This is a genomic window from Acidovorax sp. JMULE5 (genome assembly GCF_013376875.1).
Taxonomy (GTDB): Bacteria; Pseudomonadota; Gammaproteobacteria; order Burkholderiales; family Burkholderiaceae_C; genus Acidovorax; species Acidovorax facilis.
Genome location: NZ_CP035951.1, coordinates 2,135,611 through 2,152,595, shown reverse-complemented (window position 1 = coordinate 2,152,595; position 16,985 = coordinate 2,135,611). Strand labels below are relative to the sequence as shown.

At 66.2% G+C, this 16,985-nt stretch carries 13 protein-coding genes and 1 pseudogene; 10 read left to right on the top strand and 4 right to left on the bottom strand.

Annotation, left to right across the window (positions count from 1 at the left end; translation table 11 throughout):
* The first annotated feature begins 17 nt into the window (after positions 1-17).
* The 10 genes and pseudogenes from EXV95_RS09680 to EXV95_RS09635 all read left to right on the top strand — a co-directional run bounded on the left by EXV95_RS09680 (position 18) and on the right by EXV95_RS09635 (position 10,918).
* Positions 18-1,214 (top strand): FAD-binding oxidoreductase, encoded by a 1,197-nt coding sequence (locus tag EXV95_RS09680; RefSeq protein ID WP_176886658.1) that lies wholly within the window; start codon positions 18-20, stop codon positions 1,212-1,214.
* A gap of 118 nt (positions 1,215-1,332) precedes the next feature.
* Positions 1,333-2,250 carry an amino acid ABC transporter substrate-binding protein gene (locus tag EXV95_RS09675; protein WP_176886657.1) on the top strand — a complete coding sequence of 306 codons (918 nt, stop codon included), beginning with the start codon at positions 1,333-1,335 and terminating at the stop codon, positions 2,248-2,250.
* Positions 2,247-3,473: a pyridoxal phosphate-dependent aminotransferase gene (locus EXV95_RS09670; protein WP_176886656.1), complete on the top strand. Its 1,227-nt coding sequence runs from the start codon at positions 2,247-2,249 to the stop codon at positions 3,471-3,473. Before EXV95_RS09675 ends, EXV95_RS09670 begins: the two co-directional genes overlap by 4 nt.
* Before the next feature lie 35 nt (positions 3,474-3,508).
* Positions 3,509-5,194, top strand: coding sequence for a thiamine pyrophosphate-binding protein (locus tag EXV95_RS09665; protein WP_176886655.1), 1,686 nt, complete (start codon positions 3,509-3,511; stop codon positions 5,192-5,194).
* A 164-nt stretch (positions 5,195-5,358) separates the two neighbouring features.
* The gene (locus tag EXV95_RS09660; RefSeq protein ID WP_176889010.1) at positions 5,359-6,588 is read left to right on the top strand and encodes a DNA polymerase IV; all 1,230 of its coding nucleotides are present in this window, start codon (positions 5,359-5,361) and stop codon (positions 6,586-6,588) included.
* Positions 6,589-6,705: 117 nt separating this feature from the next.
* Positions 6,706-7,341 (top strand): RNA polymerase sigma factor, encoded by a 636-nt coding sequence (locus EXV95_RS09655; protein ID WP_176886654.1) that lies wholly within the window; start codon positions 6,706-6,708, stop codon positions 7,339-7,341.
* Positions 7,338-8,111, top strand: coding sequence for an anti-sigma factor domain-containing protein (locus EXV95_RS09650; RefSeq protein ID WP_176886653.1), 774 nt, complete (start codon positions 7,338-7,340; stop codon positions 8,109-8,111). Before EXV95_RS09655 ends, EXV95_RS09650 begins: the two co-directional genes overlap by 4 nt.
* Positions 8,112-8,261: 150 nt before the next feature.
* Positions 8,262-8,750, top strand: coding sequence for a tetratricopeptide repeat protein (locus tag EXV95_RS09645; RefSeq protein WP_176886652.1), 489 nt, complete (start codon positions 8,262-8,264; stop codon positions 8,748-8,750).
* A 242-nt stretch (positions 8,751-8,992) separates the two neighbouring features.
* Positions 8,993-10,551 (top strand): annotated as a pseudogene (locus EXV95_RS09640) (methyl-accepting chemotaxis protein).
* A 100-nt stretch (positions 10,552-10,651) separates the two neighbouring features.
* The gene (locus tag EXV95_RS09635) at positions 10,652-10,918 is read left to right on the top strand and encodes a hypothetical protein (protein ID WP_176886651.1); all 267 of its coding nucleotides are present in this window, start codon (positions 10,652-10,654) and stop codon (positions 10,916-10,918) included.
* A gap of 27 nt (positions 10,919-10,945) precedes the next feature.
* On the opposite strand, the gene queF is transcribed toward EXV95_RS09635, so the two are convergent.
* From queF to EXV95_RS09615, 4 genes are all read right to left on the bottom strand, one after another.
* A complete protein-coding gene (gene queF / locus EXV95_RS09630) occupies positions 10,946-11,791 on the bottom strand; it encodes an NADPH-dependent 7-cyano-7-deazaguanine reductase QueF (protein ID WP_176886650.1) in 846 nt (281 codons plus the stop codon).
* A gap of 57 nt (positions 11,792-11,848) precedes the next feature.
* Entirely contained in the window at positions 11,849-12,763 is a 915-nt protein-coding gene (locus EXV95_RS09625; RefSeq protein ID WP_176886649.1) for a 2OG-Fe(II) oxygenase, read from the bottom strand.
* Between the two features lie 33 nt (positions 12,764-12,796).
* A complete protein-coding gene (gene yaaA, locus EXV95_RS09620; protein ID WP_176886648.1) occupies positions 12,797-13,582 on the bottom strand; it encodes a peroxide stress protein YaaA in 786 nt (261 codons plus the stop codon).
* A gap of 217 nt (positions 13,583-13,799) precedes the next feature.
* Positions 13,800-16,931, bottom strand: a complete 3,132-nt coding sequence (locus EXV95_RS09615; RefSeq protein WP_176886647.1) for an Rne/Rng family ribonuclease — start codon at positions 16,929-16,931, stop codon at positions 13,800-13,802.
* Between the last annotated feature and the right edge of the window lie 54 nt (positions 16,932-16,985).

Sequence of the window (16,985 nt, the reverse complement as noted above, 5' to 3'; positions counted from 1 at the left end):
CGCTGGTTGCCCCGTTCATGCCTATCGCTAAGGACCCACACCCCATCGTCATCATAGGCGGTGGTGTCATCGGCAGCGCGATTGCGTACTTCCTCACGCTGCAGCAGCCGGACTGCGAGGTGGTGGTGGTTGAGCGCGACCCGACCTATGCGCGCGCTTCGTCGGCGCTGTCGGCCAGCTCCATCCGCCAGCAGTTCTCGACCGACATCAACATCCAGATATCGGCCTACGGCATTGGCTTTCTGCGCAACGTGGGCCAGCTGCTGGCCTGCAACGGCGATGTGCCCGACATTGGCCTGCACGAAGGCGGCTACCTGTACCTGGCCACCCAAGCGGGCGAGGCCACGCTGCGCGAGAACCATGCGTTGCAAAAGCAGCACGGTGCCGATGTGGCGCTGCTCAGCCCGCAGCAGCTGGCCGAGCGCTTTCCGTGGCTGGCGCTGAAGGACGTGGTGCTGGGCTCGCTGGGCCTGTCGGGCGAAGGCTGGTTTGATGGCTACCTGCTGCTGACGGCGCTGCGAAAAAAGGCGCAGAGCCAGGGCGTGCGCTATGTGGCCGATGATGCGGTGGGGCTGGACACGGCGGCCAGCGACGGCGTGCTGCATGTGAACGCAGTACGCCTGCAAAGCGGCACCGTGCTGCCTTGCCGCTACGCCGTGAACGCGGGCGGCCCGTGGGCGGCTGCCATTGCGGGCTGGGCTGGCATTTATCTGCCGGTGGTGGGCAAGCGCCGCACCGTCTTCAACCTCGCCAGCCCCGCAGAGCTGCCGGGTTGCCCGCTGCTCATCGACACCAGCGGCATCTGGCTGCGGCCTGAGGGCAAAGGCTTTATCTGCGGCTTTGCGCCAGAGGTGGGCAACGACGCTGACTTTGCCCCGCTGGAGCCTGAGTACGCCGCGTTCGAGGACCACATCTGGCCCACGCTGGCCGAGCGCATCCCCGGCTTTGAGGCACTGCGCATGCAGGGCGCCTGGGCGGGCTACTACGAGATGAACACCTTCGACCACAACGCCATCGTGGGCCTGCACCCGGCGTGCGACAACCTGGTGTTTGCCAACGGCTTTTCGGGCCATGGCCTGCAGCAGTGTCCGGCCGTGGGCCGGGGCGTGGCCGAGCTGTTGCTTACGGGCAGCTACCAAAGTCTGGACCTGTCGCCGCTGACCATCGAACGCATTGCGCGCAACCAGCCGTTGCTGGAGAAAAACGTCATCTGAGCCTTAAACCCCCTGCGGCGATGCCTCGCCGCACCGCCCGTTCGTTTTTTACTTCTCGGTATTCCTGCTTTCGACGCTTTCCAACCTGCCAACCACAACACCACCGGAGACAACGACCATGGCAATTTCCCGCAATACATTCACCGCGCTCGCGGCAGGGCTGGTACTGGCCTACACGGCTTTTGCGCCCGCCCAGGCGCAGACCGCCACCACACCTACGCTGGAGAAGATCAAGGCGTCGGGCAAAGCGGTGCTGGGCGTACGCGAAACCTCCCCTCCCATGGCCTATGCGCTGGGCGCCAACGAAAAATACGTGGGTTACCACGTCGAGCTGTGCGAGCGGGTGCTGAAAGAAATCGCGCCCGACGCCAAGCTTGAATACATGGCCGTGACGGCGCAGAACACGCTGCCGCTGGTGCAGAACGGCACGCTGGACATCGGCTGCGGCCCCACCACCAACAACACCGCGCGCCAGCAGCAGGTGGCCTTTGCCGTGACCACCTACGTGAGCGAAGTGCGCATGGCAGTGCGCAAGGATTCGGACCTGAAGTCCATCAGCCAACTTGCCGGGCGCACCATCGCGGCATCCACCGGGACCACGGCCGTGCAGTTGCTGCGCAAGCAAGAGCGCGCACTGGGCGGCGGTGCCATCAAGACCGTGCTGGGCAAGGACCACCACGAAAGCTTCCTGTTGCTCGAAACCGGTCGCGCCGACGCGTTTGTGCTCGACGACAACCTGCTCGCCGGGATGATCGCCAACTCCAAGGACCCGTCGGCCTACCGCATTGTGGGCGAGCCGCTGGGCGCCGAGCCGATTGCGCTGCTGTTCCGCAAGGACGACCCCGCCTTCAAGGCGGCGGTGGACGGTGTGCTCACCAAGCTCATGCAAAGCGGCGAGATGGAAAAGATCTACACCAAGTGGTTCGTGAATCCCATTCCGCCCAAGAACATGAGCCTGAACCTGCCGCTGGGCACCACGCTGCGCCAGCTGTTTGCCACGCCCAACGACAAGCCCCTGGAGACCTACCAGCAATGAACGCCGCCGTTCCTGCCACGGCCTTCCGCGCGGCCGACCGCATCAGCGCCATCGGTGTGTCCGACATCGTGCGCATCACCCAGGCCGCCAACGAGCTCAAGCGCCAGGGCCAGCCCGTCATCGTGCTGGGCCTGGGCGAGCCCGACTTTGACACGCCCGCCCACGTGATTGAAGCCGCGCAGCAGGCCATGGCGCAGGGCGACACGCACTACACGGTGCTGGACGGAACGCCCGCGCTCAAGGCGGCCATCCAGCTCAAGTTCCGCCGCGACAACGGCCTCGCGTTCGCCACCAACGAAATCACGGTGGGTGCGGGCGCCAAGCAGGTCATCTACAACGCGCTGATGGCCAGCCTGAATCCCGGCGACGAGGTCATCCTGCCCGCGCCGTACTGGACCTCGTACGCCGACATGGTGCTGATTGCCGGTGGCGTGCCTGTGGTGGTGCCCTGCAGCGAAGCCAACGGGTTTCGCATCACGCCCGAACAGCTCGACGCGGCCATCACGCCGCGCACGCGCTGGGTGTTCATCAATTCCCCCTCCAACCCCAGCGGCACGGCCTACAGCGCCGAGCAGTTGCGGCCTATTCTGGAGGTGGTGCTGCACCACCCGCAGGTGTGGGTGCTGGCGGATGACATCTACGAGCACATCCTGTATGACGGGCTCGCGTTTGCCACCCCCGCAGCCGTGCTGCCCGCACTGCGCGAGCGCACGCTGACGGTGAACGGTGTCTCCAAGTCGTACGCCATGACGGGCTGGCGCCTGGGCTACGGTGCCGGGCCCAAGGCATTGATCGCGGCCATGGCAGTGGTGCAAAGCCAGGCCACATCGTGCGCGTCGTCCATCAGCCAGGCCGCTGCGGTGGCTGCACTCACCGGCCCGCAGGATGTGGTGGCCGAGCGCTGCCGAGCGTTTCAGGCGCGGCGCGACCTGGTGGTGGCGGCCCTCAACGCATCGCCGGGCCTGCGTTGCCGCGTGCCCGAGGGCGCGTTCTACACCTTTGCCAGTTGCGAAGGTGTGCTGGGCCGCACCACGCCGGGCGGTGTATTGCTGCGCACCGACGCCGATTTTTGCGACTACCTGCTGCGCGAGTTCCATGTGGCCGTGGTGCCAGGCAGCGTGCTGGGGCTGGCGCCGTACTTCCGTATCTCGTACGCTGCCAGCATGGCCGACCTGCAAGAGGCCTGCGCGCGCATCCAGCGCGCGTGCAAGGCACTGTTCTGAGTTCTTGTTCTGTTTTGTTGAAATGACCGTCTGACATGACTACTGCACCCACCACCTCCCGCACGGGCGGCCAGATCCTGGTCCGCCAGCTCATCACCCACGGCGTGAAGCAGCTGTTCTGCGTGCCGGGCGAGAGCTATCTGGCCGTGCTCGATGCCCTGCACGATGCCGACATTGCCGTGACGGTGTGCCGCCAGGAAGGCGGCGCGGCCATGATGGCCGAGGCACAGGGCAAGCTCACGGGCCAGCCCGGCATCTGCTTTGTGACACGCGGGCCGGGCGCTACCAATGCGTCGGCCGGTGTGCATATCGCTCACCAGGACTCGACCCCCCTGATCCTGTTCGTGGGCCAGGTGGCACGCGGTGCCATGGGGCGCGAGGCGTTTCAGGAGCTGGATTACAGCGCGGTGTTTGGCACCATGGCGAAGTGGGTGGTGCAGATTGACGACCCGGCGCGCGTGCCGGAGCTGATCTCCCGCGCCTTCCATGTGGCCACCTCGGGCCGCCCCGGCCCCGTGGTGGTGGCGCTGCCCGAGGACATGCTGACCGAAGCCGCCAGCGTGGCCGATGCATTGCCCTACCAAGTGACCGAGACGCACCCAGGGGCTGCGCAGATGGCCGAGCTGGCCCAACGCCTGAAGGCCGCGCACCAGCCCGTGGCCATTCTGGGCGGCAGCCGCTGGTCCGAGCAGGCGGTGCGCGAGTTTGCGGCGTTTGCCGAGGCTTGGTCGCTGCCGGTGTATTGCTCGTTCCGGCGACAAATGCTCTTCCCGGCCAACCACGCCTGCTATGGCGGCGACCTGGGCCTGGGGGTGAACCCGCGCCTGTTGGCACGCATCCGCGAGTCCGACCTGGTGCTGGTGGTGGGCGGGCGCCTGTCAGAGATCCCGTCGCAGGGCTACGAGCTGTTTGCGATCCCCAACCCCACGCAGCCGCTGGTGCATGTGCATGCCGATGCCGATGAGCTGGGCAAGCTGTATCGGCCCGCGCAGGCCATCCACGCAACGCCGCAGGCATTCACGGCGGCGCTGGCGGGTGTGCGGCCAGCGGGGGCTGTGGCCTGGCATGCCCATGCGGAGATGGCACGGTCCGAGTACATCCTGTGGAGCGACACCAACCCCATCCAGATTCCTGGCGAGCTGCAGATGGGCCAGGTCATGCAGCATCTCAAGTCCACGCTGCCTGCCAACACCATCTTCTGCAATGGTGCGGGCAACTTCGCCACCTGGGTGCACCGCTTCTGGCCGTTTACCACCTACGCCAGCCAGCTGGCGCCCACCAGTGGCTCCATGGGCTACGGCCTGCCAGCGGGCGTGGGTGCCAAGCGCCTGTGGCCGCAGCGCGAGGTGGTGGTGTTTGCGGGCGACGGCGACTTCTTGATGCACGGGCAAGAGTTTGCGACCGCCGTGCAATACGGCCTGCCCATCATCGTGGTGCTGCTGGACAACGCCATGTACGGCACCATCCGCATGCACCAGGAGCGCGAGTACCCCGGCCGCATCAGTGCCACACAGCTCAAGAACCCCGATTTCAAGGCCTACGCCCAGGCCTTTGGCGGGCATGGAGAGCGGGTAGAGCGCACCGAAGACTTCGCTCCGGCGCTTGCCCGTGCCCGCGCCAGCGGTCTGCCCAGCGTGCTGCACTGTTTGATCGACCCCGAGGCGATCACGCCCACGGGCACGCTGCAGGGCATTCGCAGCGCAGCCATGGCCAAGCGATAGCCAAGCGATAGCGCCGTCATGCCCGGTGGCAGCAGTCTGTCACTCTGCCGCGCACAATAGCGGGCGTGACCGTTTCAGCGCCCGATTTCCCCGATAACGAGCCCGCAACTGCCGCCCCGCCACAGCGCCAGGGGCAGCGGCTGCGCCGCATCGCCCATCTCGATATGGATGCCTTTTTCGCTTCTGTCGAACTGCTGCGCTACCCGCAGCTCAAGGGCCTTCCCGTGGTGATTGGGGGCGGGCGGCGCAAGGTGGATGAACTGTTGCTGCAAGGCCCGGATGGCACGGGCTTGCGGGAGCGGCATTTCATCCCGGTGGAGGACTTTCCGCTGCTCAAGGACTATGTCGGCCGGGGCGTGATCACCACCGCCACCTACCCAGCGCGGCAGTTTGGTGTGGGCTCGGCCATGGGGATGATGAAGGCCGCCAAGCTGTGCCCGCAGGCCATCGTGCTGCCGGTGGATTTTGACGAGGTGCGGCGGTTTTCACGCCTGTTCAAAAGCACCATCATGGAGATAGCCCCCGTGATGCAAGACCGGGGCGTGGACGAGGTGTACATCGACTTCACCGACGTGCCCGGCGGCCAGCGTGAAGGGGGCAGGGTGCTGGCGCGGCTTATCCAGAAGAGCATCTTTGACGTGACCGGGCTGACTTGCTCGATTGGCGTGGCGCCCAACCGGCTGCTGGCCAAGATGGCCAGCGAGTTCAACAAGCCCAACGGCATCTCCATCGTTTACGAGGAAGACCTGCAGACCAGGATCTGGCCGCTCAATGTGCGCAAAATCAATGGCATCGGCCCCAAGGCCGGCGAAAAGCTGGCGCGGCTGGGCATTGAAACCATCGGGCAGCTGGCGGCGCAGGATGAGCAATGGCTGATGGGCCACTTTGGCAAGTCCACCGGGGCGTGGATGCACCGGGTGGCCTGGGGGCGGGACGACAGCCCGGTGGTGACCGAGAGCGAGCCAGTGAGCATGAGCCGCGAGACCACGTTCGACCGCGACCTGCACGCAGTGCGAGACCGCGCTGAACTGGGCGCGATCTTCACCGACCTGTGTATGCGCCTGGCCGAAGACCTGCAGCGCAAGGGCTATGTGGCGCGCACCATCGGCATCAAGCTGCGCTACGACGACTTCAAGATCGCCACGCGCGACCACACGGCGAACCTCTACACGGCCGATGGCGCCACCATCCGCCAGCTGGCGGGGCAGTGCCTCAAACGCGTGCCGCTGGACAAGCGCCTGCGGCTGCTGGGCGTGCGGGCCAGCACGCTGGCGCGGCGGGGCGAAGAGCCCGTGCTGGAGCCACGGGCTGGGGCAACGGCAGAAACGCGCCGACGCAAGCCAGGCTCCGCAGATGGCGCAGAGGGTGTGGGTGGCACGGCTCAGCTTTTTTAGCGCGGGTTGACGTCGTTTCCTGCCAGTTCACGGCCCGGTGGGGTCGTGGCAATCGGCGTAAACACCCAGAGTGGGACCTGCCTGCACCGCCTGTTGCGTTCCTATACTCGCCCGCATATGGCCACTGCCACCGATGTTCCTTCCGCCAACCTGCAAGCGTTGATCCATGCCGCAGCCGGGGGAGACCATGCCGCCTTCGCGCAGATCTACCAGCGTACCCATGTGCATCTGTTCGGCGTTGCCGTGCGTATGTTGGGGCAAGGACAGGCGGCCGAGGATGTGCTGCAAGAGGCGTATGTGAGCATCTGGAAAAACGCTGGAAGCTACCGCAGCGAAGTGGGCGGGCAGCCCATCCAGCCCATGACGTGGCTGATCGCCATCGTGCGCAACAAGGCGCTTGACGCCTTGCGCGCCCGCGCCCGGCGGCCTGAAAGCGCCTGGAACGACACCACGGAGCTTGCAGGCAGCGATGGGGATGGCAGCGACGCGATGGGTGCTGCGTCTGCATTGGCCCCCGCACCCAGCGCGATGCATCTGTTGGAGCAGGCCACCCAGGCGCTGCGCATCGAAGGCTGCATGAATGCGCTGGACGGAAGCTACCGGCAAAGCCTGGCACTGGCTTACTACCAGGGCCTGTCGCATTCCGAGGTGGCGGCGCAGATGGGCGCGCCGCTAGGTTCGGTTAAGGCGTGGATCCGGCGGGGCCTGGAGCGCCTGAAAAGCTGCCTGTCCGCGCAAGGGGTGGGCGCATGAGGTACACCCACCCCGCGCTGCTGGACCATCTGGCGTCTGCCTACGTGCTGGGCACGCTGGGTGGTGGCGCGCGCCGCCGCTTCGAGCGGCTGCTGCGCGATCGCAGCGACGTGCAGTTGCTGGTGGCGCAGTGGGAAGGGCGGCTGGGGATGCTGGCCAGTTCGGTGCCGGTGCAACAGCCACCGCAGCGCGTGTGGGCCGCCATTGAGGCGCGCACCCGGCCGCGCGATGTGAAAGACGCAGCCCCGCAGGGCGGTTGGGCCGGCGCGCTGTGGCGGCGCCATGGTGTGTTGCAGGGCTTGGCGGGTGTGGTGTTGGGTGTGGTGGCCACCGTGGCCCTGGTGGCTGCGGTGCCAACCTTGTTTGTGTCGAGCGACCAGGTGGCCCTGCGTGCAGGGGACAAACTGCCGCAGGCCTATGTGGGCCTGCTGACGGACGAGGCGGGCAACGGCAAGGTGCTGGTGAGTTCGCTGCGCCATGGACGCACGCTGACGGTGAAGGTCATCGGGCCTGTCACGCTTCCAGCGATGCCAGCGACGATGGCGGGTGCAGCCCCCCAGCTGGTGCTGTGGGCGGTGCCAGCTGACGGTGCCCCGTTTGTGCTGGGCACGATGCCGGTGGCGGGTTCTGCGGTGTCGGTGTTGCCCGATACGTCGGAGAAGCTGCTGCTCAAGGTCAGCAAACTCATGGTGACGCTGGAGGCATCGGCAACGCCCCAAGTGCCCAGTGGCGTCGTGCTTTTCACCGGCAACTGCGCCAAGCTGTGGTGAGCGGCGCAAGGCTCCCGTCGGCTTTGCAAAAATAACTGTCCGGCGCTGCATCCGTTTTGCATTCCGTGTCGTTTATCTGAGGTGCCGGTCTCCGGCATGGGGCCAGCGCGGCCTCCGGCCATTCCAACTTCACGTTTTCAGGAGCCTCCCATGCCTTCATTCCCTGTTCGCCCCTTGATGTCTGCGCCCCTGCTGAGCCTGGCGCTGGTGCTGGTGCCCGTGTTGGCACTGCCCATGGCCCACGCGGCCGATATGCCCACCACGCCAGTGGAGAACGCACGCGTCGATGACTTTGCCGTTGGCAAAAAAGCCATCGAAGCCAAGAACTGGGCGCTGGCCGCCAGCAGCTTCAGCAAGGTGGTGGCCCAGAATCCGCAGAACGCCGATGCCTATAACCTGCTGGGCTACTCCAACCGTTGGCTCGGCAAATACGACGAGGCGTTTGCGGCCTACAACAAGGCACTGGCGCTGGACCCCCGCCACAAGGGAGCGCTGGAATACTCGGGCATGGGCTACCTCAAGGTTGGCCAGAAGGCGCAGGCCGAAGCCCAGCTCGCCAAGCTGCAGGCCATCTGCGCGCAGTGCGAGGAGACCACCGATCTCGCCAAGGCCATTGCGGCCTACAAGCCGGCGCAGTAAGAGCGGCTAAAAAACCCTTCTTGCGTTGTTGCTGCGTCTGGTCGTACTACCCGTACTGCCTGCGACGTGGCGCCTCGCCAGAACCGCTGCGCTGGGTTTTGTTATCCGCTTTATATCGTTTTCAGGCGCCTGATTTTTTGGTGTGTAAGGCCCTGTTGGCCCGTTAGACTTGATTGGTATCAAGCGGTAACGAAAAGCGTGCCGCGCTGCCTGCCCATGCTGCAGGCCCATCAGGAGCCAACATGCGCATCAACCTGCCCGTGACCCAGCAGAACTTCGACTATTCCGGCGATGAACTGCTGGTGTCCAGCACCAACACCAAGGGCGAGATTACCCACTGCAATCCAGCGTTCGTTCGCGTGAGCGGCTACAGCTACGACGAACTCATTGGCCAGCCGCACAACCTGATCCGCCATCCCGACATGCCCGCCGAGGCCTACAAGGACATGTGGCGCACCATTGGCCGGGGGAGCCCTGGACGGGCCTGGTCAAGAACCGCCGCAAGAACGGCGACCACTATTGGGTGCGCGCCAATGTCACCCCCATCATGGAGGGCGGCAAGCCACGTGCCTACATGTCGGTGCGCACCAAGCCCAGCGCGGCAGAAATTTCTGCTGCCGAAGCCCTGTATGCCCAGATGCGCAGCGAGGCGGCATCGGGCGCGAGCAGCTTCTACCTGGACTCGGGCAACGTGCGCTACCGGGGAGTGCGTGGCTGGCAGCAGCACCTGGCGCAGATGGCGTTGCTGCCCCGCATGGCGATCCTGCTGCTGGTAACGGTGCTGCTGGCCTTGTTGCCCGATGTGATGGGTCTGCAAGGCACCACCGCCTGGGTAGCCCGCCTGGTGTTGCTGTTGCTGGGGGCGGGGTGGACGCTGTGGCGCTTTCAGGCCACCGTGTTGCAGGGCGTGCACGATGCCACCCGCTTCGCGTCCGACATCTCGGCCTGCAACCTGGCCACGTCGGTGGGCACTGACTATCCCCAACCCCTGGGCGCGCTGATGCAGCGCCTGCTGCAGACCCAGGTCAACCTGCGCGCGGTGGTGGGCGATGTGCGCACGGAGGTGCGCAACTTCATTGAATCGGCCGACGAGATCTCGCGCGGCGGCCTCGACCTGTCGGCCCGCACCGAATCGCAGGCCAGCAGTCTGGAAGAGACTGCTGCGGCCATGGAGCAACTGGCCAGCACGGTGCTGGAGACCTCCGAGACTGCCGCCAAGGTCTCGCGCGAGAGCGCGCAGAGCAGCGACATCGCCAAGCGCGGCGGCCAGGCGGTGCAAGAGGTGGGCGCCGCCATGCAGCAGATGAAGCTGTCGTCCACCAAGATCAGCGAAATCGTGGGCGTGATCGAGGGCATTGCCTTCCAGACCAATCTGCTGGCCCTGAACGCCGCCGTCGAGGCGGCCCGTGCCGGTGAGCAGGGGCGGGGTTTTGCGGTGGTGGCGGGTGAGGTGCGGGCGCTGGCCCAGCGCAGCGCCAGCTCCGCCAAGGAGATCAGCGGTCTGATTGGCGTGACGGTGAACCAGATCGCCAGCGGTGCCCAGCAGATGGGCCATGCCGGCACCACCATTGAGGGCGTGGTCGATGCAGTGGAGCGCGTGAGCACGCTGGTGCAGCAGATCAGCAGTGCCACCAAAGAGCAGTCGCAAGGTATCGCCCAGGTCAACGAGGCGGTGACGCAGCTGGACACCGTGACGCAGCAGAACGCGGCGCTGGTCGAGGAGTCTGCGGCGGCGGCGCAGGGGCTCAAGGAGAGTGCGGTGTCGCTGGGCCGCTCGGTGGATGTGTTCCGGCTGGGGTAACGGGTAACGGGCGCTGCGGCGAGCGACCGCCAGCCACGCAGACCTTGACGAATGCTTACTCGTAACTTACAGTGATTTTCCCGTTTTCCGGGAGATCACCATGACCCTCAACGAGCTGCAACGCATCAAGCAGTGGCATGTCGCGCACAAGGCAGACCACCCGCTCGAATACCACCTGTGGGACCTGGTGTTGACGGTCTGGATGCTGGGCTGGGTAGGCTGGTTTCCCATCTGCGCTTTTGGCGAGCCCTGCGCCGCACCGGTCTGCCTGATCGGCATTTTTGTCCCCAGCCTGTATGTTGCCTGGCGCACCCGCGCGCACCTGCGCCACACCCTGCGGTGCGACTGGATCGATGTGCGGAGCTGATCGACGCGACTGACGGCGGCTGGGCCCCTACTGCCGTGCCGTGCGCACGTTGCGCGGCAGGCCCTGCGGGTGGCTGGTGCGCAGCGGGTTGATGTCCAGCCCGCCCCGGCGCGTGTAGCGCGCGTACACAGTCAGTTTGATGGGGTTGCAGCGCGTCCACACGTCCATGAAGATGCGCTCCACGCACTGCTCGTGGAACTCGTTGTGGTTGCGAAAGCTCACCAGGTACTGCAGCAGCCCTTCCTGGTGGATCTGCGGGCCGCTGTAGCTGATCTGCACACTGCCCCAGTCGGGCTGGCCCGTCACCAGGCAGTTGCTTTTGAGCAGGTTGCTGGTCAGTGTTTCGGTCACGGGTGCTTCGTTGAACGTGGCCGTCAGCAATTCGGGGGCTGGCTGGTACTGCGTGCATTCCACATCCAGGCGGTCCAGGCTCAGGCCGTCGAGTTCGTGCACGGGTTCCTGGTCGAACAACTCCGGCGCGATGAGCCTCACGCCCACAGTGGCCGGGTGTTCCGCGCCGCGCCACGCGGCTTCGCTGATGTCGGCGCGGATGCGCGCCTGCACTTCGGCCGCATCGGCAAAACGGGTGTTGTTGAAGCTGTTGAGGTACAGCTTGAACGATTTGCTCTCCACGATGTGGGGCGTCTCGCACGGCACGGTGATGTGCGCCAGCGCCACCTGCGGCTTTCCGCGCAGGTTCAGCCACGACAGCTCGAATGCCGTCCACAGGTCGGCCCCGAAGAACGGCGCGGCGCCGGTGATCCCGATTTCGGCGCGCTTGCCGGAGCGGGGGATGGGGAACAGCAGCGATGCGTCGTACTGGTCCACGTAGGCGGAGGACTTGCCGAGTTGGGATTGTTCCGGGGTGTTCATAAATGCTATTAATTTTATAGCTTATAGCGCTTTATGGATAAGCGCTAGAGCCTGTTTTTACTTGAATTCCCGTTCGCGCAGCCACTTGGTGGCAATCCACTTCTCGCCCGCGATCACCGGCGCACCGCCGTGCAGCGTGCGGGTGGACGGGTGCGGGCGCTCATAGCTGAAGAACACCGCATTGCCGCGCTGCGGCGCGACCTCCAGGTGCACGTCGGGGAAGGTGGTGCCGCCGCCTTTTTCGGGGGTGTTCAGGTACATCACCAGTGTGCCCACGCGTTGCCCGCCGCGCTGGACGATGGTGGGCGTGCCGGGCTCGGCGGGGTCGAAGTAGTCGTAGTGAGGCTTGTACTCGGCGCCTGGGCGGTAGTGCAGCACCTGCAGGCCCTCGCCGTTCTCGATGGGCCAGTTCAGCAGGCGCGCAATACGTTCTTCGATGCGCTGGATCAGCGGGCTCTGGCCGCGCTGGAAGAACATGCCGTCGCTGGTGCGGTCGTCATTGATTTCCTCGCCGCCCGTCTTGGTGGCCACGGTGAGCGAGCGCGCCATGCGCGGCGCAGCGTCCGCGATGAGGGCGTCGCATTCTTCGGGCGAGAGCAGGTTGCCAAACACCACGATGCGCGGCTGGGCCATGGCCAGCAGCACATTCACGGTGCGGTCGCCACAGTCCACCTGGGCGGGCGATGCATCCAGCTGGGGCTCGGGCACAGGCACAGCGGCGGGCTGGCCTTGTTGTACGGCCAGTTCGTTCAGGTGGTCTTGCAGCGTGACCTCCAAGGCGTCAGCGGCCACGTCTTCATCCCAGCCCGCATCGCGCATGGACTGCAGCACCACGGGCGCGGCGTAGCCGGCCTGGGCCTGTTCGATGATCCAGCGGCGCAGCTCGGGCGTGATGGCCTGCCGCGCGGTGCTGGCGCGCTGGTGGGTGGTTGTGGTGCTGCTGTCAGGGTGCTGCTCAGAACGCGATGCCATGGCGGTCCTTCAACGTGAATGGGGTTAGCAGTTTCAGGCGGTGGGCGGGGTCTTGCGCCGGAAGACCAGGCGCTCGGGCTCGGATGATGCCGGGGCAAAGGCATAGCCGTCCAGATCAAACCCCTCGAGCTTGTGCGGCGTGGCCACGCGGTGCGTGATCGCATAGCGCGCCATCAGGCCCCGCGCACGTTTGGCATGGAAGCTGATGATCTTGTAGGCGCCGCCTTTCCAGTCTTCGAACACACATTCGATGACACGGGCTTTGAGCGCCTTGCGGTCGACGGACTTGAAGTACTCCTGCGATGCCAGGTTGACCACCACGGGGGTCGTGTCGGCGCGCAGGCGGGTGTTGAGGTGCTCGGCAATCTGGTTGCCCCAGAACTGGTAGAGGTTGCTGCCTGCGCTGGTGGCCAAGCGCGTGCCCATTTCCAGGCGGTAGGGCTGCATGCGGTCCAGCGGCCGCAGCACGCCATAGAGGCCGCTCAAGATGGCCACATGGCTTTGTGCCCAGTCCAGGTCTTGCGGGGCGAGCGTGCGGGCGTCCAGTCCCTCGTACACATCGCCGTTGAAGGCCAGCAGCGCCTGGCGCGAGTTGGCGGCCGTGAAACGGGGGCGCCAGGCCTGGTAGCGCGCCACGTTCAGCGCGGCGAGCTTGTCACTCAGGTCCATCAGCGAGGCGATCTGCTGCGGAGATTGCTCGCGCAGCACCTCAATGAGCGCGGTGGATTGCGCCACAAACTGGGGCGTGGTGTGTGGCAGGCCTTCGGGCAAGGGCGTGTCGTAGTCGAGCGATTTGGCGGGAGACAGCAGGAACAGCATGGAGGCAGAAGGTCCGTGGATCTCGGAAGGTAAAGCAGGCGGCCGTATGGGCTGCTGCGGTTCTGGGGATGCAGTGGCTCGAAATGGTACCTGTTGAAGGACTGCCTTCGGGCGCTTGCGGGCATGGGCAGGCTCCCGCAAAAAAAGAAGGCGGCCTGGGCCGCCTTCTTTTTGGGTGGCTACGGCTCCCGGAGGGGCAGCAGCCGTTTTCAGCGCATCAGGCCGAGGGAGTCTGCTCAAACGGCAGCTTCATGGCAGACAGGTCGCGGCGGGTTTCCACCAGCACCAGCGGGCCTTCGTCCAGCACTACCGCAGGTGGGCGCTCGCGCGGCACGCGGATGGGCTTGGGCTCGGCGGCAATCGCAGCTTGCACAGCAGCGATCTTGTCCATGTCGGAGTTGACCCACTGCAGGCCCGATGCGGCAGCCACTTGCTGCAGCTCGTCGATGGGCAGTGCGAACGCCTGGACGCGGGGCAGACCGTTCGCAGCGGGTACCACCGGTGCGACGGGTGCCGCAGCGGGTGCAGATGCTGCAACAGGGGCTGGTGCCGCCACAGGTGCTGGCGCGGCCGCCACCGGGGCTGCTACCGGCGCGGCGACAGGTGCAGCAACGGGGGTCGGTGCGTGGGCCGGGGCGGGCACGGGTGCTGCCACAGGCGCTGGCGCGGGTGCCGCTGCCGATGGCTCCGCTGCAGGGGCCGAGAAGTAGCTGCGGCGTGGCGCTTCGTCCTGCGCGGGTGCTGGCTCGGCCTGCGTGGGGTCGAAATCCAGCATCGCCGGTGCGGCGGCTTCGGCATTGCCGTTGTTGTCACGCGGACCGCGTTCGCCACGCTCGCGGCGGTCACGGCCGTAGCGGTCGCGCGAACGGCGCTCGCGGCGCTGTTCTTCTGCAGCGGCACCATTGCCGTTGGGCTGAGCGTCGTTGCCGGACAGGTCCAGATCGGGCAAGGCAGCCAGTGGCGCTGTGTCGGCAAAGTCGCCAGGCACTGCGGCAGCGGCCGTTTCCTGGGCTTCCACCGCGCGGGGTGTGCGCTCCCCACGTTCGCCACGGTTGCCGCGATCACCACGTTCACGTCGTGGGCCGCGTTCGCCACGGGGCTGCTGGGTGGGTTGGCCTTCTGTGCTGTTGCCGGGGTTGCCAGCGTTGGGGCCTTCCACCTGTGCGGTCACGGCGGTGTTGTTATCACCGTTCAGGCCTGCGTTCTGGTTGCGCGGCTCGGTGTTGTCCCGGCGGCCACGGCCACCTCCTTCGCGCCCTTCGCGTCCATTGCGGCCACCGTCGCGGCCTTGGCCTTCGCGGGCCTCGCCTTCGGGGCGGCGCTCGGCGTCGCGGGGTGCGCGGCCTTCGGCCGAGCGTTCGCCACGGCGGCCCCGGCCTTCGCCGTTGCCTTCGCGGTTGCCGTCACGGGGTGCGCCTTCGCGCTGGCCGTCCCGGTTGCCATCGCGGCCACCACGGCGGCCACGGCCTTCACCGTTGCGGCCATCGCGGCGGGGTTCGCCACGGGCGGGGGTCTCCGGGGCTGCTGCCGGTGCGGGCGCGGCCACGGGGGCAGGGGCTGCCGGCGTGGTGCCAACGCCGAACAGGCTCTTGATCCACCCAAAGAAGCCTTGCTCTTGGGGGGCGGCCGCAGCCGGGGCCGGGGTTGCCACGGGGGCGGGGGCCGGCGCGGTCGCAGCGGCAGGGCGCTGGCCAGCGCGCGGTGGGCGGGCGGCGCCTTCGGCACGGGGCTCGGCCACAGGGGCGGGTGCGTCGGGCAACACGCCCTTGATCACCGGCGTCTGCTTGTTGGTGGGTTCTTGTGAGCGGCGCGTCACAGCGGTGGGGTCTTCCACTTCTTCAGCAAGCTTGTAGCTGGCTTCGATGTGGTCCAGGCGCGGGTCGTCGTGCTTGAGGCGCTCCAGGCGGTAGTTGGGGGTTTCCAGCGTCTTGTTGGGCACCATCAGCACGGCCACGCGCTGCTTGAGTTCGATCTTGGCGATCTCGGTGCGCTTCTCGTTCAGCAGGAACGAAGCCACTTCCACCGGCACCTGGCAGTGCACGGCGGCCGTGTTGTCCTTCATCGATTCTTCCTGAATGATGCGCAGGATCTGCAGGGCCGACGATTCGGTGTCGCGGATGTGGCCCGAGCCGCCGCAGCGAGGGCAGGGGATGGACGAGCCTTCGCTCAAGGCGGGCTTGAGGCGCTGGCGGCTCATTTCCATGAGGCCGAACTTGCTGATGGTGCCGAACTGCACGCGGGCGCGGTCCTGGCGCAGCGCGTCGCGCAGGCGGTTTTCCACTTCGCGGCGGTTCTTCGACTCTTCCATGTCGATGAAGTCGATGACGATCAGGCCGCCCAGGTCGCGCAGGCGCATCTGGCGCGCCACTTCGTCGGCGGCTTCCAGGTTGGTGCGGGTGGCGGTTTCCTCGATGTCGCCGCCCTTGATGGCGCGGGCCGAGTTCACGTCCACGCTGACCAGCGCTTCTGTGTGGTCGATCACGATGGCGCCGCCCGAGGGCAGTTGCACGGTGCGGGCGTAGGCCGATTCGATCTGGTGCTCGATCTGGAAGCGGCTGAACAGGGCGGCGTCGTCGCGGTAGCGCTTCACGCGGGCGGCATGCTCGGGCATGACGTGCGCCATGAACTGCTGCGCCTGTTCGTAGATGTCGTCGGTATCGATGAGGATGTCACCGATGTCGTTGTTGAAGTAGTCGCGGATCGCGCGGATGACGAGCGACGATTCCTGGTAGATCAGGAAGGCGCCCTTGCCACCCTTGGCGGCGCCGTCGATGGCATTCCACAATTTCAGCAGGTAGTTCAGGTCCCACTGCAGTTCGGGCGCGGTGCGGCCGATGCCGGCGGTGCGCGCGATGATGGACATGCCGTTCGGGTACTCCAGCTGGTCCATCGCCTCCTTGAGCTCGGCGCGGTCCTCACCCTCGATGCGGCGCGAAACGCCACCGCCACGGGGGTTGTTGGGCATCAGCACCACATAGCGGCCAGCCAGCGAGACGAAGGTGGTCAGGGCAGCGCCCTTGTTGCCGCGCTCTTCCTTTTCAACCTGAACCAGCAGTTCCTGGCCTTCCTTGATCACCTCATTGATGCGGGCCTGGCTGGGCGAGACACCGGGGGTGAAGTAGCTGCGCGAGATTTCCTTGAACGGTAGGAAGCCATGGCGGTCTTCGCCGTAGTCCACAAAACAGGCTTCCAGCGAGGGCTCGACGCGCGTGACGACGGCCTTGTAGATGTTGCCCTTGCGCTGCTCGCGCCCTTCGATTTCGATTTCGTAGTCGAGGAGTTTTTGTCCGTCGACGATGGCCAGGCGCCGTTCTTCGGGCTGCGTGGCGTTGATGAGCATCCGCTTCATGATGCGATTCCTTCAGTGTTTCGCGGGCAGCAGCGGAGCAGCCAACCGTGACCC

What these genes read in the sequence shown, in the direction of transcription:
- EXV95_RS09655 (WP_176886654.1), top strand. Translation starts at nt 6,706, where the DNA reads ATGGCCACTGCCACCGATGTTCCTTCCGCCAACCTGCAAGCGTTGATC.
- EXV95_RS09670 (WP_176886656.1), top strand. Translation starts at nt 2,247, where the DNA reads ATGAACGCCGCCGTTCCTGCCACGGCCTTCCGCGCGGCCGACCGCATC.
- yaaA (WP_176886648.1), bottom strand. Translation starts at nt 13,582, where the DNA reads ATGCTGTTCCTGCTGTCTCCCGCCAAATCGCTCGACTACGACACGCCC.
- EXV95_RS09625 (WP_176886649.1), bottom strand. Translation starts at nt 12,763, where the DNA reads ATGGCATCGCGTTCTGAGCAGCACCCTGACAGCAGCACCACAACCACC.
- EXV95_RS09645 (WP_176886652.1), top strand. Translation starts at nt 8,262, where the DNA reads ATGCCTTCATTCCCTGTTCGCCCCTTGATGTCTGCGCCCCTGCTGAGC.
- EXV95_RS09635 (WP_176886651.1), top strand. Translation starts at nt 10,652, where the DNA reads ATGACCCTCAACGAGCTGCAACGCATCAAGCAGTGGCATGTCGCGCAC.
- EXV95_RS09680 (WP_176886658.1), top strand. Translation starts at nt 18, where the DNA reads ATGCCTATCGCTAAGGACCCACACCCCATCGTCATCATAGGCGGTGGT.
- EXV95_RS09650 (WP_176886653.1), top strand. Translation starts at nt 7,338, where the DNA reads ATGAGGTACACCCACCCCGCGCTGCTGGACCATCTGGCGTCTGCCTAC.
- queF (WP_176886650.1), bottom strand. Translation starts at nt 11,791, where the DNA reads ATGAACACCCCGGAACAATCCCAACTCGGCAAGTCCTCCGCCTACGTG.
- EXV95_RS09675 (WP_176886657.1), top strand. Translation starts at nt 1,333, where the DNA reads ATGGCAATTTCCCGCAATACATTCACCGCGCTCGCGGCAGGGCTGGTA.
- EXV95_RS09615 (WP_176886647.1), bottom strand. Translation starts at nt 16,931, where the DNA reads ATGAAGCGGATGCTCATCAACGCCACGCAGCCCGAAGAACGGCGCCTG.
- EXV95_RS09665 (WP_176886655.1), top strand. Translation starts at nt 3,509, where the DNA reads ATGACTACTGCACCCACCACCTCCCGCACGGGCGGCCAGATCCTGGTC.
- EXV95_RS09660 (WP_176889010.1), top strand. Translation starts at nt 5,359, where the DNA reads ATGGATGCCTTTTTCGCTTCTGTCGAACTGCTGCGCTACCCGCAGCTC.